The organism is Aminobacter carboxidus, from assembly GCF_014863355.1.
GTDB classification, from domain to species: domain Bacteria; phylum Pseudomonadota; class Alphaproteobacteria; order Rhizobiales; family Rhizobiaceae; genus Aminobacter; species Aminobacter carboxidus.
The window spans coordinates 406,064-429,385 of the sequence record NZ_JACZEP010000003.1 but is presented as its reverse complement, the minus strand read 5'-3'; the positions used below and the strand labels follow the sequence as shown (position 1 = coordinate 429,385).

The following is a 23,322-nucleotide window of genomic DNA, read 5'->3' as shown; positions in this document are numbered from 1 at the left end:
TATCAAAGGCCTGATATGCCCGAGGCATTCGACCTGGAGAGCTTCCTGCCCTACCGGCTGAACCGGGCCGCCGAGCTGATCAGCCTGAGCTTTTCCAGGGAGTACAAGCAGCGTTTCCAGATGACGCGGCCGGAGTGGCGCGCGCTCGCCGCCTTGGGTAGCGTCGGTCGCATGACCGCGACCGAAATTGGCACGCATTCCAACATGCACAAGACCAAGGTCAGCCGTGCCGTGGCAGCGCTCGAGGAACGACGCTGGCTGAAACGCCGCGAAAACGAGGCCGACCGCCGCGTCGAGCACCTCGAACTGACTGCAGCCGGACAGAAAGCCTATCGCGAGATTGCCGACCTCGCCCGTACCTACCAGCAAACACTCGACAAGGCGCTCGGTCCCGGTGCCATCGAGCGCATCGAGGCCGGATTGGCGGATGTCGAACGGGCGTTGCTAAACCGACCGCGCAAGCGCGGCTGACTACCCGATCGGCAGCGGTCCGAACTGCTTCAGCGTCGTCAGAACGATCGCGGTCTTCACATGCTGCACGGAATCATGCGGCAACAGCACCTCGTTGACGAAGCGTGACAGGTCCGACAGGCCGCGCACGACGACCTTGATGTGGTAGTCCATCTCGCCTGTCAGCGAATAGGCCTCGAGCACCTCAGGCAAATCGTTGACCAGTCGGGCGAAGCGCTGGGCGTTGTCGCGGTTGTGGGTGGCCAGTGTCACCGAGATCACCACCAGGAGCTCGAGACCCAGCCGCTCGCGGTCGAGCATCGCCTGGTAACCCCGGATGAAGCCCTCCGCCTCCAGCCGGGCGCGCCTTCGCGAGCACTGCGAAGCCGACAGCGCAATCTTCTCCGACAGCTCGTTGTTGGTCAGCCGGCCGTCGATCTGCAGCGCGCGCAGGATCTTGAGGTCGAACTGGTCAAGCACCTCATTCATTGCATCAAACTCCTCATATATGCACGTCTTACGCATAAAACGACCCATACGAGGCCAGAATGCAAGCACATTGCATCGAATCGGGAGCACAATATGCACTACCGAGTTTTGAGGAGGAATTTCCATGGGTCCGTTCCCGCACGATGCGCCGCCGGCCAAGATCAGCGCCGACAACCCCGCAGGTACCGACGGTTTCGAATTCGTCGAATTCGCCCATCCCGAACCCGAGAAGCTGGAAGAGCTTTTCACCCGCATGGGTTATGAGCCGGTCGCGCGCCACAAGACGAAGAAGATCACCGTCTGGCGCCAGGGCGACATCAATTACATCGTCAACGCCGAGCCCGGCAGCCACGCCATGCGCTTCGTCGACGAGCACGGCCCCTGCGCGGCTTCGATGGCGTGGCGCGTTGTCGATGCCAAGCACGCTTTCGACCACGCCGTGTCGAAGGGTGCCACGCCCTACACCGGAACCGACAAGGCGCTCGACGTGCCTGCCATCGTCGGCATCGGCGGCTCGCTGCTATATTTTGTCGACAAATACGGCGCCAAGGGCTCAGCCTACGCGGCGGAATTCGACTGGCTCGGCGAGGCCGATCCGAAACCCGCAGGTGTCGGCTTCTATTTCCTCGACCACCTGACCCACAATGTCTATCGCGGCAACATGGACAAGTGGTGGGACTTCTACCGCGAGCTTTTCGGCTTCAAGCAGATCCACTTCTTCAACATCGACGGCCGCATCACCGGCCTGGTCAGCCGCGCCATCACCTCGCCCTGCGGCAAGATCCGCATCCCGCTGAACGAGTCCAAGGACGACACCAGCCAGATCGAGGAATATCTCAGGAAGTACAAGGGCGAAGGCATCCAGCACATCGCCGTCGGCAGCGACGACATCTATGCCGCCACCGACAGGATCGCCGACAAGGGCTTGAAGTTCATGCCCGGCCCGCCCGACACCTATTACGAAATGTCGCGCAGCCGCGTGCATGGCCATGACGAGCCGCTCGACAAGATGAAGAAGCACGGCATCCTGATCGACGGCGAAGGCGTGATCGACGGCGGCATGACCAAGATCCTGCTGCAGATCTTCTCCAAGACCGTGATCGGGCCGATCTTCTTCGAGTTCATCCAGCGCAAGGGCGACGAGGGCTTCGGCGAAGGCAACTTCCGCGCACTGTTCGAATCCATCGAGGAAGACCAGATCCGCCGCGGCGTGATCTCCCAATCTGCCGCCTAATCGGCAGCTTCAAACAGACCTCTGTTGGGGCGGGTTGCACGCAGGGCAACCCGCCTTCTTTTTTGCCGCCAGCTTGATCCAGCGCAAGGAACACTGCCGCCCCGCCTGCACAAGTTGCAAAGGGTGAGGGTGTCTCGTGACGTGGGAGATAGCAGCAATGAATACGATACCGATGTCTTACGAGCTCTGGCGATTGGTCGTGCTCCGCTTTAAGGACTGGCGCCAGCGCCGTGCCTCGGTGTTGGAGATCAGCCAACTCGGCAATGACGGCGAACGCATGCTGGCAGAGTGCGGGCTATCGCGGTCAGATTTCAGGCAGGCCATGCGTCTTGCCTTCGCCTCAAAGATTCTGCTGCCCGAGGCCATCAAGTCCAAGGGCGTCGACGCCGAGACTTTCGAGAACCGCTACCCGGAATGGAATCGCGACATGCGCCGGACCTGCATGATGTGCCCGGCACGACGCGTCTGCAGCGACCGGCTGGAAGCAAGAGATTTCGAGGCATCCTATCGGGATTTCTGCCCCAACGCCGGTAATCTCGACGCCTTGGCCGGCCGCGGCGATTGCAGGTTGGCGAGCTGAAAAGTCAGACCTTCGGAGCCATGACGCTGCGTATCCGCGCCCGGCGATAGGCATCCGGTATCGACAGCGCCCAGACGAACAGGCCGCCGGCATGGCGACCAAGGAACGATGTTTCCGGCGTCGTGGTGACGTAGGACAGCACGGAAAACAAAACGACGAAGAAGGCAAAGGCGAGCCCGCGCGTCGCGTCGCGTACCGCGACGTGGCCGGCGCCGGGCAACACGATGGCCAGGGCCAGCACGACATAAGGATTGATCGGTTTTGTCATGGAACCCTCAAGCCGCTTCATAGACGGGAGCGACGATGTCGTCGTCGACCAGCAAGGCGCTCAGCGCCTCGGCTTCGGCGATGGCAAGGCCGACCAGTTCGGTCGGGATCGACGTCAGCGGAAAGCGCACCTGCCTCAGCACTTTATGCGCACCGGGCTCGCCTTGCGCTGCCTGGCGGATGATGCGGGTACCACGAGCCGTGATGACGGCTTCCTTGACCCTCGGGTCTGCAAACAGGCTCTTGAACAGCGCCGAACCCCGTTCGATCTGCCATGCCGTCGCACGACCATCGCCGCGCATCAGCAGCGAGGCGTCGGTCTCGGGTGGTGACATCCATTCCGGCATGTCATGGACCAGCGAGTAATATTCAGCGCCTGTCGGGCGGGCGAGCGCGCCGATTGTCGGTCTCATGCATTCCCTGGTTTCGCTGAGCGTCACCCTGAGCCAAAGCTGGGGCAGCCTGCGCGTGACCATGGTGTCGGCAATGAGCTCGATCTTGGCCCGACGGCCATCGCTGATCTCGCCGACCAGCACTGGGAATTGGTCGGGACCGAAAGCAATGCGGGCGTTTCGAAGCAGCTTTGCGGCGTCGTCGAGCAGGCCTCTGCGTTCGGCGAGAGCGTCGCGATGCTCGCGGACCGCACGCATGCCGATCCAGCCGCAGGAAAAGGCGACGAAGGCTGAGAAGGCAAGCGTCGTGATCATCGGCAGCGCCTCGTTTTGCGACGATGGCGGCGCGATGGTCCGCGCCGCCATGCTTGGCTTGTCAGTAACCCTGCGGCTTCGGCCAGGGCATGGTGAACTGGTCGCCACGGCGCACGAACTGGTAGCGCCGGAAGTGGAACCAGAGCGATGCCACGATGTAGAAGCACATCATTGCGCTCAGCTGCGTGCCGTAACCGAGGAACACGGCGAAGTAGGCCGTCGAGCACAGGATCAGCAGCACGATCGTCGGCAGCGGGTGGAACGGGTGCACATAGCCGCGCTTGATCGTGTCGAGCGGCCACTTGTTGCGGAACATCACCATATTGAAGGTCATGAAGGTGTAGCCGAGCAGACCCGACAGGATCGAGAAGGTGACGACCTGGTCGAGCGGCGCACCGAGCGCGAAGATCAGCGCGATCGGCACCAGGAAGACGATGGCGCGGTACGGCGTGCGGTAAACCGGGTGCACGGCGCCGAACCAGCTCGGCAGGTAGCGGTCGCGGCCCATCGAGAACCAGGCCCGCGAGGCATCGTTGATGCAGCCATTGGCCGAGGCAAGCGTTGCGAACGTCGTGCCGACGAACAGGAGTACCATCAGCGATGTGCTGCCGGTGACACGCGCAGCGTCGAACAGCGGCGTGCCGGCCTGGCCGAGATATTCCCACGGGATCAAGCCCGAGCAGACATACCAGGTCATGGTCGCGGCGATCAGCAGCGTCATGATGCCGGCCATCGTGCCATAGGGCAGCGAACGCGCCGGCGAGCGCACTTCCTCGGCCGCCTGGCAGGTGCCCTCGATGCCGAGATAGTACCAGAGCCCGAAATGCAGCGAGGCCACGATGCCGACCCAGCCATAAGGCAGCGGATCGGAGGTGATCGCCGAGAAGTCGAGCGGCACGTTGGAAGCGCCGAACTGCACCGCGATGAACAGGGTGATGATGGCCACGAAGGCGACTGCGGTGATGACCAGGTTGAAGGTCAGTGTCGCCAGCACGCCGCGATAGTTCAGCCACGCCAGGAACATGATGGCGAGGATGATGAAGGGTTGCTGGTTGAGGCCGGAATGGCCCTGCATGCCGGCCACCGTGTCGAGCAGGAAGCCGACGGTGATCGCATTGGCCGCTTCCAGCATGGTGTAGGCCATGACCAGGAACAGGCCGACATTGAAGGCCATCAGCGGGCCGACGATGTGCTTGGCCTGGGCATACTGGCCACCTGCAGCGGCAACTGTCGAGGTCACCTCGGAGTCGATCATGGCGACGCAGGTGTAGAGCAGGCCAGCCACCCAGCAGGCGATCAGGCCGGCGATCATGCCGCCTTTGCCGACCGAGAAGTTCCAACCCATATATTCGCCGACAAGCACGATGCCGACGCCAAGCGCCCAGATATGGGCGGGGCCGAGCACGCGCAGCAACTGAAGCCGTTCGGGCTCTGCGGCGGTTGAAGTCACATTTGCCATCGTCGTCCCCTCAGATCTCGTGGCGTTCTGCGGTCGCCTCGATCTCGCCTTCGCGAGAGGAGATCAGCAGTTCGTTGTCGTAGGTGGTATCGATGCGGACGAGATCGATGAGCATCAGGACGCCGAACAGCGCGGACAGCGCCCAGGCGGCGTATTCCAGATAATTCCAGGTATCCATTGTCGCCTCCCCTAGCGCTTCTTGTCGCCGAAGCGCTCTTCGATGACTTCGCGGTACTCCCGGTCGGACAAGCGGACGACCATGACGAAATAGCCGATGACCAGCACGGCCATGACGATCAGTGCTGCCCAACTGAAGCTGTAGTCGAAGCGGGCGGTGATGATGTCATTGGCGGCTGCCGGATCGGTGATGCCAAGGGCCGCCCATTGCTGCTGCTCGGCGGCGTTCTGGCCGAGCGCCTCCCACGTCGGATTGGCGATCGGGTTAGGCACTTTGACAGCGCCCGCCAGGCCCAGATAGAGCGGAATGTAAAGGGCGCCGATGGTCAGCACGAGCAAGGTCAAGACGTCGAAAATCTGGCCGGCGAGGCTCTGTTTCGGAGGTTTGTAAGCCATTGTTGCGCTCCTCAGCCGCGGCGACGCCGCATCTCGTCGAGATGCTTGATGTCGAGGCCATAGATGAAGTGTTTGTCTTCGACGTAGTGGCGCAACATGGCGACGATGGCCGCGGTATTGAGCGCCAGCACGAGGGCACAGGCGACTGACAGTATGACGCGGATGGCCGGGATGGAAATGTAGGACCAGACGCTGAACAGGGCGAACAACATGGTGCACCAGAGCACCGCAACGAAAATCACGAGACCCGCTCGATCCCTTCCATGCATCTTGTCGATGCGCTGCTCGAGAGTCGCGTCCCCGCGCTGCTGACTTAAAGTCGCTTCCATATTTCCTCCTCCACCACGGCCGTTTTCGGCTTCATTCTGGTTTGCTTCTGCGGGAAATTAATTTCCCCTGAGGAATGTCTGGCAAAGTTAATTTCCTGTCAAGTGACGACCACGCGCACTTGTCGCACTACGACTTTCGACAAAGGCGAATTGCATTGAATCAATTGGATTTTGTCAGCCTGACAGGCTGTCGGAATTTTTACCCGTTGAACAAAACACGTCTGCCGAACGTCCTTCGACAGGCTGATTATTGAGACAGCAGCACTGTCTATTCGCCACTCTTGGCGACGGGAGTCGCGGCCGATCGATTAGGCCACCAATGCAAGGATCTTCCCTTGCAGGTGGCGCAAGGACAGTGCCGAAAAAACTTTGCCGGCGTGGAATAGAGCGCCTGCTCGGCCGTTCTCCTTGCCAACAACACGACAGGCCCACTGCAATTTCTGACCGCAAACAGCAGGGGATCGAAGGAGAAGATGATCGATGTCGGAACAACAGGCCCTGCCCGCTGACATGCGCAATCTGTCCGCCGCTGCCTCGACAGTTGCGGAACAGCAGATCTCGCTACGGCTGGTGCGCATCCTGGTCGGCGTCTTGCTGATCGCCTTTGCGACCTTTGCCATCTTTGCCAGCATCGACGGCCTGTCGACCCAAATGCGCGGCGCGCTCTCCGTCTTTACTGCAACACTGATCGCCTGGACGGTGATGGACCTGCCCGAGACGCCAGTTGCGCTGGCAGGCGCTCTGGCACTGGTTTTGTCTGGTGCCGTCGGCGAGCAGGCGCTGTTTGCAGCCCTTGGCAGCGAGATCGTCGTCCTCATGCTCGCCGCCTTCGTCATCGGTGCAGTGCTGAAGCAGACCGGACTTGCCGAGCGTTGCGCGTCGCGCATGCTCGCGCCGTTCCAAGCCGTGCAGGGCATCTTCTGGGCAACGACCGGCGCAATCTTCCTGACCGCCTTCCTGGTGCCGTCGACCTCGGCGCGCGCGGCGATCCTGATGCCGATCTTCCTGAGCCTTTCGGCGGCCATCGGCAGGCCAACCGTGACGCGCGGGCTTGCCTTGCTGTTCCCCTCTGTGATCCTGCTTTCGGCCGCCGCTTCGCTGACCGGTGCTGGAGCTCATCTGGTGGCAGCCGATGCAATCAGGCGCGTTTCAGGTCAATCAGTCGATTTCGCCACCTGGGCGCTATTGAGCGCCCCCTTCGCGCTGGTCTCCAGCCTCATCGCCTGCGGCCTCATCCTGTTTGTTTTCCTCAACACCGAGGACCGCAAAGCACTGATGACCCATGGCCAGGGAGCATCAAAGGCTTTCTCCAACCGCGACAAGACCATCCTCGCGGTCGTTGGCGCAACCGTCGCGCTGTGGGCGAGCGGCAGCCTGCACGGGGTCGGGCTACCGATCGTGGCGCTCGTGGGCGCACTTGTGGTGGCGTCGAAATCCATATCCGGCATCACCTTCAAGGCGGCGCTCAAGGGCGTCGAGTGGAACCTGCTGCTGTTTCTGGCCGCCACGCTGGTGATCGGCGAGGCCCTGCTCGAAACGGGCGATGCCAAGCTGGTTGTCGATCGCGTCATGGCAACCTTCCAGGGTTCTGTCGCGCCGGCGGCGTGGGTCCTGATTGCCTTTGCCGCGACAGTGTCCGCGCTTGCCCATATCGTCATCACCTCGCGCACCGCGCGCGCCACCGTGCTCATTCCGGCACTGGCGCTGCCACTTGCCGGCCTCGGGGTGAATCCGGCCGCGATGATTTTGGTCGTCACACTTGGCAGCGGCTTTTGCCAGACGCTGATGGTCTCGGCCAAGCCGGTGACATTGTTCGGCGGGATGGAGCCGCCAGCCTTTTCGGCGGTAGATCTGCTGTGGCTTTCAGCACTGCTGTTCGTGCCCTTTGTCGCCTTGCTTGGGGCCTTCGCGATCTTTGCCTGGCCGCTGCTCGGCATACGGCTCTAAACAGAAAGCAGCCGTTGGGACCTTATGCAGCCAAGCCAGAAACGGCTTGGCTATTTTTACGTAAGCCATTGTAATTATTTTATTTTTTTAGCGGAATAAAGCACGCCGAACACCGTTTCTCCTCCATCGTTCACATGACAGACGAGGAGTTACATCAATGACATTCACGGTTCTTGTCGCGCCGTCCGGCTTCAAGGAAAGCCTGTCCGCCAACGAAGTTGCCGACTGCATCGGTGAAGGCGTGCTGCGCGCTTTTCCGCAGGCGAAGATACTGAAGGCACCGATGGTCGACGGCGGCGAAGGCTTCACCGAGGCACTGGTCGCGGCCACCGGGGGCACCATGCATAGGCTCACCGTCACCGGGCCGGTCGGTGATCCCGTCCAGTCGTTTTTCGGCTTTCTCGGCGGCGCGCCTGTGCCCACCGCCGTCATCGAAATGGCGGCCGCCGCAGGCCTGCGCCTGGTGCCGCGCGACCGGCGCAATCCGTGCCTGACCAGCAGCTACGGCGTCGGCGAACTGATCAAGGCCGCGCTCGACGCCGGCGCTCAGCGCATCCTGCACGGTTGCGGCGACAGCGGCATCAACGACGGCGGCGCCGGCATGGCACAAGCACTTGGCGTGCGGTTCCTCGACGATGCAGGCCGGCCGCTCGCCGCAGGCGGCGCGGAACTGGCAAGGCTCGCGACCATCGACATGTCGGATCGCGACCCGCGTCTTGAAACCGTCCGCATCGATGCCGCCGTCAACTGGCACAACATGCTGCTTGGCCCGCGCGGCGTCGCCCGTGTCTTCGGCCCGCAAAAGGGAGCGACGCCCGAGCAGGTCGAACTGCTGGCCCAGGCGATGGACAACTACGCAGCGCATATTGTGGCCAAGACAGGCTTCGACGTCGGCGCTGCCGAAGGTGCCGGCGCATCGGGCGGACTGGGTGCCGCGGTGCTTGGACTCCTGTCCGGCAAACTCCACCCCCGCTACGAGATCGTGATGAACTATCTCGAACTCGACAGCCTGATCGGTCGCGCCAACCTCGTCATCACCGCCGAAGGCAGCCTCGACGGCCAGACCCCGTTCGGCAAGGTTCCGGCGGAGGTCGGCCAAAGGGCAAAGGCGGCAGGTCTGCCGGTGATCGCGCTTGCCGGCACCATCGGCAAGGGCGTGACGCTCAACTTCGAGCATGGCATCGATGCCTTTGCTTCCATCCTCAAACGTCCATGCAGCCTCGACGAAGCCATTGGTGCCGCCTCGAAGCTGCTGGTGCGCGCCGCCGAGGACGCTTCGCGCATGATCCTGGTCGGCATGCGCCTCAATCAGGCCAGTGTCGTGCCACGCAACCAGAACCTTGCGCCGCGCGCAAAGGGCAGCCCCCGCGCCGCCGCCTGACTGGACCGCCGCCGCGAATTTCGCGGCGGCGTTTTCGTGCCGATCAGCAACCCGTGTCAGCTCTGGCAGATTGTTCGCGCGTTGAGCAGACCCCAGCCGAACACCGGGTCCTTGCCGGGCTTGCCCAGATCTTCAGCGCCTTGACGCAACAGCGCCTCGACCTCGTCGGCCTTGAGTTGCGGATTGGCGGCCTTGATCATCGCCGCTGCTGCCGTGACGAAGGGCGCGGCAAAGGACGTACCCGTCTTGGAAGAAGCACCCTTGACCGAAGCCGCCGTCCACACCTGCACGCCAGGTGCCGCAATGTCGATATGGTTGCCGGCGCCGGCGCGGCGATAAGCATTCTTGCGCCGGTCGATCGCCGTCACCGCAATCACCTCCTCATAGGCGCCGGGAAAGAGCGGGGCTGCGCGCGGGCCGCCATTTCCTGCCGCCGCAACCAGCACGATCTCGCGCTGTGCCGCCATCTCGACAGTGCGTTCGAGCAAAAGGTTTGCCGGGCCGGTCAGGCTCATATTGATGACGAGCACCCCCTTGCTCGCCAAAAGGTCGATCGCCCGCACAAGATCGTAAACGGCGGAACGGTCGTCATTGCCGTTGCGCTGGAACGCGTCGACCGCGACGAGCTCGCCGCCGGGAACGAGGCCGGGCGTTCGGCTCTCCGCCGATCCGACAAGAAGGGCTGCTACCGCCGTACCGTGCTGGCGCCCCGACTCCGGCAGGTCGCCCGTCCCCAGCCTGATCGTTTCGATCCGCCCGCCGGCAAAGGCGAGATGTTCGGCATTGATCGCCGTGTCGATGAGACCAATGCGCACCGGGGCTGTGCAGCGATCCGGCATCGCCCCGGTCTCGGGCCAGCCAACGACGTGGCGCGCCAGGCACTGGTCCGCGCCGCAAGGGTCTGGACGGTCCTGGTCGGGCCGGTAGAAATGGTTGAAGTCGACGACGGCGTCAGGTGCCACAGCCGCTACTTGTACGCGGGCCGCTTCGAGCGTCGTGCTGTTGGGAACACGCAGCTTGACGATTTCGGCCCCGACAAGCGCTACATCGGCACGGTCGCTGACCGAATAGCCGATGGCGGTCAGGTTGGTGATCGAGCCCTGATCGAGACCAAGCGCCACGATCTCTTGTGGCGCCTGGCGTACAAGCGCGGCAGCCGGCCGTGCCGCGGCCTTGCGGCGTGGTTCCTGCGTGCGGAAGAGGTCGAAAATGCTTCGCCCCTTTCCAACCCCTTGCCCCGACGAGCTTGAGTCCCTGCTTCCAGGAGAATTTCCGCCACCACCACCGCCGTCATCATCGTCATCGGCGATCGCGAGGCCGGTTCCGAAAACCTGCCCCGGCAACTGATCTGCCGTGGGGACACCAAAGGTCGCGCCGCTCAAGGCCAGCGCGAAAACGACCGCAAGTGAACCCGATGGAGCTTTCAGAGGCATGGTTCGTCCTTTCCTGCCGATATGGCGAGCAGACGGCAATTGTTAGCGATCCACATAAGCCTTTCGGCATCCCATATCATTTTGACTACATTTGTGCATTTTGAGCCCAACGGACGAGGGCCCGGTTTATTCCGTGGCCTCGTTTATTTCCGCGGGGGAGAGACAGGATACGACTGCATGAAGGGTGACGATGTTCCGGTCAGCGATCGCCTGATCGCTTTCCTGCCCAATCTGCGCCGGTTCGCCATTTCGCTGTGCCGATCGCGCGATCTCGCCGACGATCTCGTGCAGGCGGCCTGCGAACGGGCCCTGGCCAGTCAGGACAGGTTCGAAGCGGGTACCCGCTTCGACGCCTGGATGTTTCGCATTCTGCGCAACCTGTGGATCGACCATGTTCGCCGCACCAAAACGGCTGGGCCGCGCGAGGACATCGACGACCGCCAGGACATCGTCGGCTCGAGCGGCGAACGCGACGTCGAAGCACGGCTGACGTTGAAAAGCGTGGCTGTGGCCATCGACGAACTTGTCGACGAGCAACGCGAGGTTCTGCTTCTCGTCTGCATCGAGGATCTATCCTACAAGGAGGCAGCCGAGGTGCTGGGCATCCCCATCGGCACGGTCATGAGCAGGCTGGCCCGCGCCAGAAAGAATCTTGCGGACGCAGCCGGAATAAACCCGGCAGCGGACCGTTCACCCGAAAAAGGTGGGAAGATATGAGCAGGCGCGAATTCGACGACGAAACCCTGATGGCCTTCGCCGACGGCGAACTCGACGCTGAAACCACAACGGCGATCGAAGAAGCCATGGGTTCGGATGACACGCTCATTGCCCGCGTCGCCACCTTCATGGCAAGCCGTGCCCAGGCATCGGCTGCGCTCAAGCCTTTGATCGACGAGCCGGTGCCCGAGGCGCTGACCCTGTCGGTGCAAAAGATGATCGACGCGGCGCGGCAGCGGGACAATGCAGCTGTCGAAGCAAGCGAGCCGCCTGCCCAGGACAATGTCGTAGCGTTTCAGCCTGGCGCGCCACGAAAAGTCAGCTCGAGCTGGGCACTGCCGCTGGCCGCCTCGCTTGCCGCCGTCATCGTCGGTGCCGGCGGCTATCTCGCCGGCAAGGCAGGGGCGCCTGCTTCGGAAGGTTTCGCCGTTGCTTCGATCAGCGATCCGGCCATCACGGAAGCGCTCGGCTCTACTGCTTCAGGCTCCGACGTGGCACTGGGCGACGCGACAATGAAACTCGTCTCCAGCTTCCGTGACGAGTCTGGCGCACTCTGCCGCGAGTTCGAGCTTCATCGCGCATCGAAGCCGTCGCTTGTTTCGGTCGCCTGTCGAACCGAGCAGCAATGGGACCTCAGGCTTGCCGTGGCCGCGCCCACAGCTGGACAGGACTATGTTCCGGCTGGTGCCTCCGAGACAGTCGATGCCTATCTGACCACGATCCATGCCGGCGCGCCGCTGTCGGAAGCGGATGAGAAAAAGGCGCTCGGCCTACCGTGACCGGCTCTATCGCGGGCTTGGTTGGGGGCCGCGCTTGCGCTCGCTGGCATAGAGCGCGACCGCCATGGCGCGGTTGCGCACGCCCAGTTTGTCGTAGAGATTCTTGAGATGATACTTGACCGTGTTCTCCGAGATCCCGGTCCGTGTCGCGATCTGCAGATTGGTCCAGCCATCGGCCAGCACACCAAGCAGCTCGAGCTCGCGCGTCGTCAGCCGCGACAGTGGCGTCTCATTGATCTTGGCGACGTCGATGTAAGGAATGCAGATGCGACCATTGGCGACCGCAAGCAGCGTGTCGAACAGGATGCACGGATCGTCGAACTGATAGCAGAAGCCTTGCACGCCCAGCCGCACGCACTGCTTCAGAATGCCGATGTCATGGTCGTTGGAAAAGATCACCATGCGGGCGGTGAGCTGCCGGCGTTGCAGTTCGGTGAGAACCTCGCTGGCGTCCATGTCCGACAGCTTCCAGGCCACGATGGCGACATCGAATGCCGGCTCGACCGCCGCCACCGCCTTGATGAAGGCGTCGCCGCTTTGTACGCCTTCGACGAAAGAAAAACGTTCGTCGCGGCTGATCATGTCGCGCAAAGCCGAAATCACCAGCGGATTGCGCTCGGCGATCAGGACATTCAGCTTCTTTTGTTGCGCCATCAGCCCGCCATCTTAGGCATCGTGCCTTGGCGCATTCCACTCGAATTCGCCAAGGCGTGCCTGCTCTTCTACGACAGAAATCAGTCGTAGATTCGGAATCGGCTGACCAAATCGTGCGTTTCTTCACGAACGGCAGCCTCGATCTTGGCGTTGCCTTCCTCGCCATTGGCCGTAAGCCCGTCGATGACGGCCATCGTCATGCGGCCAACCTGGCGGAACTCTTCGTTGAGGAAGCCGCGCGTCGTGCACGCCGGCGTGCCCAAACGAACGCCTGAGGTGACCATGGGCCCCTGCGGATCGAACGGAATGCCGTTCTTGTTGCAGGTGATGTGGGCACGGCCAAGTGCTGCCTCCACCGCCTTGCCGGTGAGGTTTTTACGGCGCAGGTCGACAAGCATCAGATGCGTATCAGTGCCGCCCGAGACGATATCGACGCCGCCCTCCTGCAACGTCTCGGCCAGCACCTTGGCATTGGAGACGACGTTGGCGGCATAGACCTTGAAATCTGGCGTCAGGGCCTCGCCGAAGGCAACCGCCTTGGCGGCGATGACATGCATCAGCGGGCCGCCCTGGAGGCCGGGGAACACCGCCGAGTTGATCTTCTTGCCGATCTCTTCGTCGTTGGAAAGCACCATGCCGCCGCGCGGGCCGCGCAGGGTCTTGTGTGTGGTCGTTGTCACGACGTGGGCATGTTCGAGCGGATTGGGATGAACGCCACCGGCAACCAGGCCGGCGAAATGCGCCATGTCGACGAACAGCTTGGCGCCGACCTCGTCGGCGATCTCGCGGAATGCCTTGAAGTCGATGATGCGGGGATAAGCAGAACCGCCGGCGAGGATCACCTTAGGCTGGTGCTTCTTGGCGAGGTCACGGACCTCATCCATGTCGATGCGATGTGTGTCGGTCTTGACGCCATAGGAGACGACATTGAACCACTTGCCCGACTGGTTAACCGGCGCGCCATGGGTCAGGTGGCCGCCAGCTGCCAGATTGAGGCCGAGGAACGTGTCGCCCGGCTTCATCAGGGCCATGAACACCGACTGGTTGGCCTGGCTGCCCGAGTTGGGCTGGACGTTGGCGAAGCTGCAATTGAACATCGCCTTGGCACGTTCACGCGCCAGATCCTCGACCTCGTCGACGTAAGCGCAACCGCCATAGTAGCGACGACCGGGATAGCCCTCGGCATATTTGTTGGTCAACACCGAGCCTTGTGCTTCGAGCACCGCCCTCGAGACGATGTTTTCCGATGCAATCAGTTCGATCTCGTCGCGCTGACGCTGAAGCTCGCGCCCCATCGCATCGCTGACAGCGGGGTCTGCCTGGGCGACGCCGGTGCGGAAGAAGTTGCGGGCACTGCCGATGCCGGGTCTTGTCGGGATATTCATGGGCTCCTCCTAGCGGCGCCTGAGACGCCTGAAATCTGGGTCATCCGGTCCAGCCGAGACCGGCGGAAATGCAGTTGATCGAAAGCAGAAGCGCATTGACGGCCCGCTTCGGATTGACGGTGGCATCGTCCTGCGCGCGCACCTCGCGCAACAGCTGCACCTGCAGGCGATGGATCGAGTCCATCTGCGGGCGGATGCGATCGAAATGCCGCTTGAAGGCTGGGAAGCGCTCGGACAATTTCAAGCCGCCATTGACCTCGGAGATCATCCGCCGCGTCAGCGCATATTCGGCCGAAATCTTGGAATAGATGCGCTCGCCCACCTCGTGGTCCTGAACCAGCCCGGCATAGAGCTTTCCGATGTCCATATCGGATTGGTAGAGACCCTTGTCGACCTCGTCGATGACGAGCCGGAAGAAGCGCGAGCGCTCGAACATCTGCTGGAGCAGTTCCAGCCCGGCGTCGCCGCGGACATTGACGAACGAGTTCAGCGCACTGCCGATGCCGTACCAGTTGGTCAGCAGATGTCGGTTCTGGCTCCAGGCAAACACCCACGGTATGGCGCGCAAATCCGCGATGTCACGAGCACCGAAGCGGCGAGCCGGACGCGAGCCGATCTTGAGCAGCGCCAGTTCCTCGACCGGGCTTGCCTGGTTGAAATAGTCGATGAACCCCGGCTCGTTGATCAGGCCCGAATAGGAGGCCTGGGACATGCCGGTCAGCGCCTCGAGCGCCTCGCTGAACTCCGGGATGTCCTTCAGTTCGGCCTCGTTTGGCGACTTGACGCTGTGGGCAAAGACGCTCGCAGCCAGGATCTCGAGCTGGTAGAGCCCGGTGCCACGGTTGGCGAACTTGGACGACACAACCTCGCCTTGCTCGGTGACGCGCATCGCGCCACCGATCGTGCCGGCCGGCTGGGCGGCAATCGCCCTGCCCGTCGGCGCGCCGCCACGGCTGACCGAACCGCCGCGGCCATGGAAGAAGCTGATCTTGACCTTGCGCTTGATGCCAAGTGCCGTGATGCGGCGCTGCGCCTTGTTGAGCTCCCAGTTGGAGGCAAGGAACCCGCCATCCTTGTTGGAGTCGGAGTAGCCGAGCATCACTTCCTGGCGGTTGCCGAAGTCGCGCACCGACCGGCGAACGATCGAGACACCGAACAGCTGATCGAGAATGTCGGGCGCGGCACGCAGGTCAGCGATGGTTTCGAACAGCGGAACGACACGCAGCGCGATGGTTCCGCTGCCATCCATGGCTGTCGCCAGGCCGGAGTACTGTGCGAGCAGATAGACGGCGAGCAGGTCGTCGCTCGACCGGGTCATCGACAGGATGAAGGCCCCGACGGCACCACCATTCAAGCCGGCCGAAGCCTTGCGAATGACATCGAACAGATCGAGAAGCTCCTGCGCTTCCTCTGACAGCGCCAGCCTGTCGACCTCCAACTGCTCGCCGGAGTTCAGTGCCGCCCTGATACGCTGCGTCCATTGCAGCGTGTCGGGCGCCGGCGCCGCTGCCGGGTCGGCAAGCTTGAACAGCTCGCTCAGCACGCGGTTCACCACCGTCGAGTTCTGGCGGATGTCGAGCGAAACGGTGCGGAAGCCGAAAGTCTCGACTTGCTGGCGCAGCGGCCGGACGAAGCGCCTGGCGATCAGCTTGCCGCCAAGCTGGGCAAGTACGTTTTCAAGCTCGCGCAGGTCGGTCTTGAAACCCTCCGAACGGGTGTACGGCTTGGCCGAGGCTGCACCACGCATCGCTTCCAGGCGGTCGAGCATGGCGCCGGCGAACTGGCGCAGTGGCTCGTCGGGATTGCGCGCAACGATCTCCGAGGCATTGCCGGAGCGGTGCAGCGCATGGCCCAGCGCCTTGATGAAGCTATCGGGAATGTCGACGACATTGGCACTGATGCTCAACACCGTGACCAGCTTGCGCACCTGGCCGATGTACCAGCCGACGATCGCCTGGCGGCACTCGTTGAGGGCATAGGCGGTGATCTTGGCGGTGACATTCGGATTGCCGTCGCGGTCGCCACCGATCCACGAGGCGTACCGCATGAAGGACGGCACCTTGAGGTCGTATTCGGGGTAGTGGCGTGCCAGCGCTTCCTCGACGCTGTCATAGAGCTTGGGCGTCGCTTCGAAGATCACTTCGCGGAAGAAGTGCAGGCCCCAGGCGATCTCGCGCTCGACCGACGGCCGCTCGAGCCGCAGCTCGCCCGACATCCACAGCAGTTCTATCTCGCTCTTGAGATCGTCAATCAGTTGCTCACGTTCGCGCGGCGCCCAGCGCTGTTGCTCGAGCTCGGTCAGCTTGCGGTAGATGCGGCGGTGGATTTCGAGGACCGTGACGCGCTTGGCCTCGGTCGGATGCGCCGTCATCGTCGGCCCGACGCAGAGGTCGTCGAGGGTAGTCTGGATCTGCTCGGCCGGGTAGCCGCCGGCAGCTATTTCACCCATCACATTGGCGAAAGAGCCTATGACCTCGTCCGCGCCGCCCATCTGTTCAAGTTCGCGGCGCGAGCGCATGGCCAGAAGTTCATTGGCGATGGCAACAAGCTGGAACCAGATGCCGGTTGCCTGCAGCGCGGCAATGCGTTGCCCGCTTTCGAGCGCATCGAGGCTGACGCGGCCGGTGAGAACCTCCGCCATGTCCGGCTCGCGTTCGGAGACGACGGCCAAAAGCACCCTGAACAGCAGGCTGCGGACGTCCTCGCGAAAGCTGAGTGGTCTGCTCTCCTCCAAGCGGCACCCGTTCATTTCGAGTTGGTCCCGAACGCCGCTTGTTGAGCCGGCAATCCGGAAAGATGCAGTTTTCCTAACTGACAGCAGACAGTTTTTGTGCCGGCTTGAAAACGCCCCGGACGGGTAGATTTCCCATTCGTTCGGGTGGTGCCGAAACTGGCCGAACGATGATCTCCAAGCCCAAATCGGACTATCGCCCAACGTGCACGATCAGGATGATGCCGCTGGTTGGTCCAGTGCGTTTTGCAGTGGACGAGATTTAACTCATGTGCAAATATGTTGCATATGAGGCAAGTATGGATGCACTTGAAAGTGAGGTCCAATAGCCTGATCCGCATTGCCGCAGCACGATCCAACCGAGCTTGAAGAGGAACATGCCCATGCACAAAGTGCTGCCGGAACTTTACGAAGGCCACGCGCCCATAACCCTCCACAACGCCTTCCATGATGCGCTCGAAGCGCTGGAGGAATGGAAGGACGGCAATGAAGAGCCTCTCGTAGCCGTCGATAGCTACAACGTCCCGATCAGCCACATCTTCGCCCGCATGAGTGCGTGCACCGACCTTTTGCCGCTGCGAACGCGCGACGTGCTCGAAACCATCGTCGACAAGGGTTCGTTCCGCGCATCGGGCGGCTCGCTTTATGCCGATGGCGCCAAGCTGGTGATGCCGATCTGCGTCGAGCGTCTGACGCTGTCGCTGTTGCGTCCGACAGCCTCATTGATCGAACTGCGCAAGGCCTGCGTCGAGGGCTGATCCATTCCCGCTTCAATCAGCGTTGCCGTAATCGCTCCAGCGCTTGCGGCAGCGCTTTTCCATGACTGAACCTCAGCCTGGGCTCAGAGAGTCTGAGTTGCCAAAAAACAAAAAGCCCCGTCCAGTCGAACGGGGCTTTTGCTTTGAAATGTGAAGAATGGCTCAAGCCGCCCGGGCGCTCGCCGCCTCGACGCCATACTCCAGCGACGAATCCACGACCGTGTGCCACAGGCTGTCGGCGAAGCTGGTGAAAACCAGCATGTTGTAGACAGGGTGCCCGTCAGCGCCGTTCGCTTCGCGCCACAAGTTCACTGCCGTGTGGTCGACCGAAGTGTTCGCCGCCGCACCTACCGGAAATGCCAGGTCATGCAGGTCGAGCGACGAGAACTTGGCGATGGCATCGCGACCGCGCGGGCCGGAAACCCGGATCAGGCAGCGTCCGTCCGACTGGTCGGACAGAGATGCCGAGCCGGCGAAGACCTGCACCATCGCCGCGAGCTGCGAAGCTTCGTCGGTGCGTGGTGCAATGACCGTGAACTGATCGGGGCCCGACCAGATCAACGTCGCCGTCTTACCGGTGACAGCCTTGGGCGTAGCCGGCGCCTCGATGCCGAACAGCTTCTTGGCCGCCTTGGCGGCGTCCGCTGCCTTGCCGCGCCGGGCCATGACCTGCACCAGCACGATGTCGCGCACTTCGTTGAGCGTCACGCCAACATGTGCTCCAGCTGCGCCATGACGGCCGGGAACAAGCGCCTTCTGCAGCGGCGATTGGGTGTTCCAGAGATAATCAACCACGCTGGCGCGCTCCTTCTGGATCGTAGAAGACTGGATTGCAGATTTCGGCTTCGTAGTCTTCGCTGCGCAGCGGGTCGTGGATGCGCACGATTTCGCCGAAACGCTCGCGGCCGCGTTCGACAAGGCCAAGACCGATCCACTGTTCCATCATCGGCGAGTAGCAGACCGAAGTGACGTAGCCCTGGTCCGTCTCCGGGCCCGGGATCGCGCCCTTGGGAACGACATGGGCGCCGGAGCGCAGGCGACGCTTCTGGTCGAGCGGCTTGATGCCGACGACGACCTGGCGGTCGGGTGCCGTCAACGCTTCGCGGCCGGCCATGACGCGACCGATGAAGTCCTTCTTCTTCGACATCATCTTGCCAAGGCCGAGATCGTCGGCGGTCGTCGTGCCATTGAGCTCTGGACCGGCGACGTGGCCCTTCTCGATGCGCATGACGCCAAGTGCTTCGGTTCCGTAAGGCGTGACGCCCAGATCGCGCCCGGCAATCATCAAGTTCTGCGCCATGGCACCGCCGTAACGGGCCGGAACCGAGATCTCGAAGGCGATCTCACCGGAGAAAGAAATGCGGAACAGGCGAGCGGTGACACCGCCGCGCAACTTGACCTCGCGAGCTCCCATGAACGGGAAGCCCTCATTGGACATGTCCTCGGACGGATCGACAAGTTCCTGCAAGAGCTTGCGGGTGTTGGGGCCAGCGATGGAGAACTGCGCCCACTGATCCGAAGCCGACGACAGCTGCACGTCGAGTTCGGGCCAGAGCACCTGGCGGCAGAATTCGAGATGCGCCATCACAGGACCGGCCTTGGCCGTGGTCGTGGTCAGGAAGTAGTGGTCTTCGGCAATGCGCGAGGTCGTGCCGTCGTCCATGACGATGCCGTCTTCGCGCAGCATCAGTCCGTAGCGCGCCTTGCCCACGGCAAGCGACGAGAAGGCATTGATGTAGACGCGGTCGAGGAAGGTGCCGGCGTCCGCGCCACGAACGTCGACCTTGCCAAGCGTGGAAACGTCGCAGAAGCCAACGCCGTTGCGCACGGCCAGCACTTCGCGGGTGACCGATTCAATCCAGTCCTTTTCGCCTGGCTGCGGATACCATTGCGCGCGCTTCCACAGGCCGGTGTCGACGAAGACTGCACCCCGGGCCGCGGCCCAGTGATGCGACGGCGTCAGGCGCCAGGCGTGGAAATTCTCGTCGCGATGATGGCCGGCGAGCGCGCCGATCGCCACCGGCGCATAGGGCGGACGGTAGATCGTCGTGCCGGTCTGCGGGATGGTGCGGCCGGTGGCTTCGGCCATGATGGCGAGGCCGGTGATGTTGGAGGTCTTGCCCTGGTCGGTCGCCATGCCAAGCGTGGTGTAGCGCTTGAGATGCTCGACGCTCTCGAAGCCTTCGCGCTGTGCCAACGTCACGTCTGACGCGGTGACGTCGTGCTGGAAGTCGACGAAAGCCTTGCCCTTGGCCTTGACCTGCCAGAGCGGTGAGATCGCATAGACCTCGTCACCAGCCTCCGAGGCTTCGCCGGCATTGCCTGATGCACCGCATTCGGCGGCAGCCGCGGCACCAGCAGTATGACCATCGCGCAGGCAGGCGCCGAGCGAGAACTCGCCATTGGCGGCACCGGCCGTGGTCATGCCCTTCGGCGAATCTCCCGGAACGAATGCTGCAATATCGTCGCGCCAGACGGGACGCCCACGATGGAAGCAGGACAGCCCGACATTCGGGTTCCAGCCGCCAGAGACCGCGAGGCAATCGGCATCGATCTGCTGCGTACGGCCATTGTTGTCGGTGACGACGACACCGCGCACGCCATCGACGCCACCCTTGACGTCCGAGACGCCGCCCGAAAACACGCGCAGGTCGGAGAGCTCGGCAAGCGCCTGATACTCCGCCGGCACCTTGCCGCGCGGATCGATGACTGCCGCAATGTCGCCACCGGCTTGCTGAACGGCCTCGACCGTGCGCCAGCCGTCGTCATTGTTGGTGAACAACGCCACCTTGCGGCCCGGCATCGCCGCGAAGCGATGGACATAGGTGCGCACGGCTGATGCCATCATCACGCCCGGACGATCATTGCCCGGGAAGACGACCGGCCGCTCGATGGCGCCGGCTGTCACGACCGAGCGCTTGGCGACGATGCGCCAGACGCGCTGGCGGACCTGATGTGGGCCCGGCAGCGGAACATGGTCGTTGACGCGCTCGAGCGCGGCATAGACACCGCCGTCATAGACACCGAACAGCGCGGTGCGGACCATGATGCGGACATTTGCAAGCGAGGCGAGTTCGTCGACCGTGCGGCGCACCCACTCCTCGGCATGCATGCCGTCGATCTCGCCGCCGTCGCTGAGCAGACGGCCACCGAGGCGGCTGTCTTCTTCGACAAGGATGACGCGCGAGCCGGCACGGCCTGCTGCAAGAGCGGCCGCGAGACCAGCAGCGCCACCGCCAATCACCAGCACGTCACAATGCGCCCAGGCCTTGTCATAGTGGTCAGGATCGGGCAGCTCGGCGCTCTTGCCGAGACCCGCCGCACGACGGATCAGCGGCTCGTAGACCTTCTCCCAGAACTTCGCCGGCCACATGAAGGTCTTGTAGTAGAAGCCCGCAACGAAGATCGGGGCGGCCAGCTGGTTGATCGACATGAAGTCGCGGCGCAGCGACGGCCAGCGGTTCTGGCTCTGGGCAACCAGCCCGTCATAGAGCTCCTGCGTGGTGGCGCGGGTGTTCGGCTCCTTGCGGGCGCCGCTGCGCATCTCGACCAGCGCGCTCGGCTCCTCGGAGCCGGCGGTGATGATGCCGCGCGGGCGATGGTACTTGAACGAACGCGCCACCAGCTTGACGCCGTTGGCGACAAGCGCCGAGGCAAGCGTATCGCCGGCAAAGCCGGACATAACCTTGCCATCGAAGGAAAACTGCAGTGGCTGCTGGCGGTCGATCAAACCACCGCTGCGCAGGCGGTGCGACTGGCTGGCCGATGCTGCCTGGCTGCGTGCGCTTGGGGTGGTGCCCTCGAGCGCGGCCGTCCTGCCGAGCGGTTCGGATCCGGAATAGCCCGACATGTTTATTCTCCTGCCTGCACCGGCTTGGCCGCGCCAACGCCTGGGGCTGCGGTCACCGATCTGAATTCATGCGTCACCGTGTTGCGCTCGGCTATCAGCCAGGAGCGGCAGCCGCCGCCGTGGTACCAGTATTCGCGCATGTAGCCGGCGACGTTGTCGCGCAGATAGACATAGTCGTAGAAGGCGTCCTCGACGCCTTCAGGGCTTTCGCCGCTATCGACTGCGAAGTTGGGCCGCTTGGGCGAAGCATCGCCGAGATAGGTGAACTCGCCATTCTCGCGTTCGCCGCAGAAAGGACATGCAATACGCATTCCGCCAGTCTCGCTTTCAGTGCAGGTTGGGTTGGGCGCCCTGGCCCTTTTCATCAATCATCGCGCCGCGACGGAACCGGTCGAGACGGAAGCGCGCTGCTTCAGGATGCGGTTCGTCGCGCGCCAGCAGATGGGCGAAGACGAGGCCCGAAGCCGGCGTCGCCTTGAAGCCGCCATAGCACCAGCCGGCGTTGAGATAGAGGCCGTCGATCGGCGTCTTGTCGATGATCGGCGTGCCGTCCATCGACATGTCCATGATGCCGCCCCACTGGCGCAGCATGCGGACGCGGCCGATCATCGGCATGACCGCCATGCCGCCTTCGCAGACATCCTCGACAACAGGCATGTTGCCGCGCTGGGCGTAGGAATTGTAGCCGTCGAGGTCGCCGCCGAAGACGAGGCCGCCCTTGTCGGACTGGCTGATGTAGAAATGGCCGGCGCCGAAGGTGATCACGCCCGGGATCAGCGGCTTGATCGCCTCGGAGACGAAGGCCTGCAGCACGTGGCTTTCGATCGGCAGCTTCATGCCGGCCATCGCGGCTACACGCGAGGTATTGCCGGCGACCGCCATACCGACCTTGCCGGCGCTGATCTTGCCGCGCGATGTCTCAACGCCGGTGACCTTGCCATTGTGGTCGCGCACGAAGCCGGTGACTTCGCAGTTCTGGATGATGTCGACGCCACGCTGGTCGGCGGCGCGGGCATAACCCCACACCACGGCGTCGTGGCGTGCAGTGCCGCCGCGGCGCTGCATCAGGCCGCCCATGATCGGGAAGCGCGGGCTGTCATAATTGAGGAACGGCAGCTCCTTGCGGATCTGTGCTGCGTCGAGCAATTCGGCGTCGATGCCGTTGATGCGCATGGTGTTGCCACGCCGCGCAAAGGCGTCGCGCTGGGCATCGGAGTGGTAGAGATTGATGATGCCGCGCTGGGAAACCATCGCGTTGTAATTGAGATCCTGCTCCATGCGCTCCCACAGCTTCATCGACATCTCGTAAAAGCCGGTATTGCCTGGAAGTCCGTAGTTGGAGCGGATGATGGTGGTGTTGCGGCCGGCATTGCCGGAGCCGATCCAGCCCTTTTCAAGCACCGCGACATTGCGGATGCCGTATTCGTTGGCGAGGAAATACGCGGTGGCCAGGCCATGGCCGCCACCGCCGATGATGATGACGTCGTAGTGGCTCTTGGGTGCCGGATCGCGCCACGCCCGGGTCCAGCCCTTGTGGCCCGACAATGCAGCCTTGGCGAGTGAGAAGATCGAATATTTCATCGCATGTGTTCCGGCGAA

At 62.9% G+C, this 23,322-nt stretch carries 23 protein-coding genes; 8 read left to right on the top strand and 15 right to left on the bottom strand.

Annotated features, from left to right (window positions below; all coding sequences use genetic code 11):
* Positions 1–15: 15 nt before the first annotated feature.
* A complete protein-coding gene (locus tag IHE39_RS13915) occupies positions 16–471 on the top strand; it encodes a MarR family winged helix-turn-helix transcriptional regulator (protein ID WP_184774596.1) in 456 nt (151 codons plus the stop codon).
* On the opposite strand, the gene IHE39_RS13910 is transcribed toward IHE39_RS13915, so the two are convergent.
* On the bottom strand, positions 472–939 hold the full coding sequence (locus tag IHE39_RS13910; RefSeq protein WP_184774598.1) for an Lrp/AsnC family transcriptional regulator: 468 nt from the start codon (positions 937–939) through the stop codon (positions 472–474).
* 124 nt (positions 940–1,063) lie between these two features.
* Here IHE39_RS13910 and hppD point away from each other — a divergent pair, with 124 nt between their 5' ends.
* Entirely contained in the window at positions 1,064–2,173 is a 1,110-nt protein-coding gene (hppD, locus tag IHE39_RS13905; protein WP_192566860.1) for a 4-hydroxyphenylpyruvate dioxygenase, read from the top strand.
* A 157-nt stretch (positions 2,174–2,330) separates the two neighbouring features.
* Positions 2,331–2,753: a hypothetical protein gene (locus IHE39_RS13900; RefSeq protein ID WP_184774602.1), complete on the top strand. Its 423-nt coding sequence runs from the start codon at positions 2,331–2,333 to the stop codon at positions 2,751–2,753.
* A 4-nt stretch (positions 2,754–2,757) separates the two neighbouring features.
* Here IHE39_RS13900 and IHE39_RS13895 read toward each other — a convergent pair whose 3' ends face one another.
* The 6 genes from IHE39_RS13895 to IHE39_RS13870 are packed head-to-tail and all read right to left on the bottom strand — an operon-like array spanning position 2,758 to position 6,088.
* Positions 2,758–3,021 (bottom strand): hypothetical protein, encoded by a 264-nt coding sequence (locus tag IHE39_RS13895; protein WP_115734536.1) that lies wholly within the window; start codon positions 3,019–3,021, stop codon positions 2,758–2,760.
* A gap of 7 nt (positions 3,022–3,028) precedes the next feature.
* Positions 3,029–3,778: a hypothetical protein gene (locus IHE39_RS13890; RefSeq protein ID WP_246485476.1), complete on the bottom strand. Its 750-nt coding sequence runs from the start codon at positions 3,776–3,778 to the stop codon at positions 3,029–3,031.
* A 10-nt stretch (positions 3,779–3,788) separates the two neighbouring features.
* On the bottom strand, positions 3,789–5,186 hold the full coding sequence (locus IHE39_RS13885; RefSeq protein WP_184774604.1) for an APC family permease: 1,398 nt from the start codon (positions 5,184–5,186) through the stop codon (positions 3,789–3,791).
* Between the two features lie 10 nt (positions 5,187–5,196).
* Entirely contained in the window at positions 5,197–5,364 is a 168-nt protein-coding gene (locus IHE39_RS13880; RefSeq protein ID WP_115734510.1) for a hypothetical protein, read from the bottom strand.
* 11 nt (positions 5,365–5,375) lie between these two features.
* Complete coding sequence (locus tag IHE39_RS13875) at positions 5,376–5,759, bottom strand: hypothetical protein (protein WP_115734511.1); 384 nt, start codon at positions 5,757–5,759, stop codon at positions 5,376–5,378.
* A gap of 11 nt (positions 5,760–5,770) precedes the next feature.
* Positions 5,771–6,088: a hypothetical protein gene (locus IHE39_RS13870; RefSeq protein WP_184774605.1), complete on the bottom strand. Its 318-nt coding sequence runs from the start codon at positions 6,086–6,088 to the stop codon at positions 5,771–5,773.
* Positions 6,089–6,568: 480 nt separating this feature from the next.
* Between IHE39_RS13870 and IHE39_RS13865 the strand changes: the two genes are divergently transcribed.
* Positions 6,569–8,035 carry an SLC13 family permease gene (locus IHE39_RS13865; protein ID WP_246485475.1) on the top strand — a complete coding sequence of 489 codons (1,467 nt, stop codon included), beginning with the start codon at positions 6,569–6,571 and terminating at the stop codon, positions 8,033–8,035.
* Between the two features lie 157 nt (positions 8,036–8,192).
* Positions 8,193–9,416, top strand: a complete 1,224-nt coding sequence (locus IHE39_RS13860; protein WP_192566859.1) for a glycerate kinase family protein — start codon at positions 8,193–8,195, stop codon at positions 9,414–9,416.
* Positions 9,417–9,472: 56 nt separating this feature from the next.
* On the opposite strand, the gene IHE39_RS13855 is transcribed toward IHE39_RS13860, so the two are convergent.
* A complete protein-coding gene (locus IHE39_RS13855) occupies positions 9,473–10,849 on the bottom strand; it encodes a S8 family serine peptidase (protein WP_192566858.1) in 1,377 nt (458 codons plus the stop codon).
* Positions 10,850–11,026: 177 nt separating this feature from the next.
* On the opposite strand from IHE39_RS13855, the gene IHE39_RS13850 reads away from it, so the two are divergent.
* Positions 11,027–11,566: an RNA polymerase sigma factor gene (locus IHE39_RS13850; protein ID WP_184774620.1), complete on the top strand. Its 540-nt coding sequence runs from the start codon at positions 11,027–11,029 to the stop codon at positions 11,564–11,566.
* Positions 11,563–12,345 carry an anti-sigma factor family protein gene (locus IHE39_RS13845; protein ID WP_184774611.1) on the top strand — a complete coding sequence of 261 codons (783 nt, stop codon included), beginning with the start codon at positions 11,563–11,565 and terminating at the stop codon, positions 12,343–12,345. The genes IHE39_RS13850 and IHE39_RS13845 overlap by 4 nt, the downstream gene beginning before the upstream one ends.
* Positions 12,346–12,351: 6 nt before the next feature.
* On the opposite strand, the gene IHE39_RS13840 is transcribed toward IHE39_RS13845, so the two are convergent.
* From IHE39_RS13840 to IHE39_RS13830, 3 genes are all read right to left on the bottom strand, one after another.
* The gene (locus IHE39_RS13840) at positions 12,352–12,999 is read right to left on the bottom strand and encodes a LuxR C-terminal-related transcriptional regulator (RefSeq protein ID WP_184774613.1); all 648 of its coding nucleotides are present in this window, start codon (positions 12,997–12,999) and stop codon (positions 12,352–12,354) included.
* A gap of 80 nt (positions 13,000–13,079) precedes the next feature.
* A complete protein-coding gene (glyA, locus tag IHE39_RS13835; protein WP_192566857.1) occupies positions 13,080–14,384 on the bottom strand; it encodes a serine hydroxymethyltransferase in 1,305 nt (434 codons plus the stop codon).
* A 40-nt stretch (positions 14,385–14,424) separates the two neighbouring features.
* The gene (locus IHE39_RS13830; protein ID WP_246485474.1) at positions 14,425–17,133 is read right to left on the bottom strand and encodes a phosphoenolpyruvate carboxylase; all 2,709 of its coding nucleotides are present in this window, start codon (positions 17,131–17,133) and stop codon (positions 14,425–14,427) included.
* 359 nt (positions 17,134–17,492) lie between these two features.
* On the opposite strand from IHE39_RS13830, the gene IHE39_RS13825 reads away from it, so the two are divergent.
* Positions 17,493–17,873, top strand: a complete 381-nt coding sequence (locus IHE39_RS13825) for a BRA0787 family protein (RefSeq protein ID WP_192566856.1) — start codon at positions 17,493–17,495, stop codon at positions 17,871–17,873.
* Between the two features lie 162 nt (positions 17,874–18,035).
* Here the strand turns inward: IHE39_RS13825 and IHE39_RS13820 are convergent, their stop codons facing one another.
* Genes IHE39_RS13820 through IHE39_RS13805 form a run of 4 tightly spaced genes read right to left on the bottom strand, consistent with a single transcriptional unit; the run spans position 18,036 to position 23,304 of the window.
* Positions 18,036–18,668, bottom strand: coding sequence for a sarcosine oxidase subunit gamma family protein (locus IHE39_RS13820; protein ID WP_192566855.1), 633 nt, complete (start codon positions 18,666–18,668; stop codon positions 18,036–18,038).
* Positions 18,661–21,723, bottom strand: a complete 3,063-nt coding sequence (locus IHE39_RS13815; protein WP_246485473.1) for a sarcosine oxidase subunit alpha family protein — start codon at positions 21,721–21,723, stop codon at positions 18,661–18,663. The genes IHE39_RS13820 and IHE39_RS13815 overlap by 8 nt, the downstream gene beginning before the upstream one ends.
* A 2-nt stretch (positions 21,724–21,725) precedes the next feature.
* Positions 21,726–22,034 (bottom strand): sarcosine oxidase subunit delta, encoded by a 309-nt coding sequence (locus IHE39_RS13810; protein WP_067967931.1) that lies wholly within the window; start codon positions 22,032–22,034, stop codon positions 21,726–21,728.
* Between the two features lie 16 nt (positions 22,035–22,050).
* Positions 22,051–23,304, bottom strand: coding sequence for a sarcosine oxidase subunit beta family protein (locus IHE39_RS13805; protein WP_184770578.1), 1,254 nt, complete (start codon positions 23,302–23,304; stop codon positions 22,051–22,053).
* Positions 23,305–23,322 lie beyond the last annotated feature (18 nt).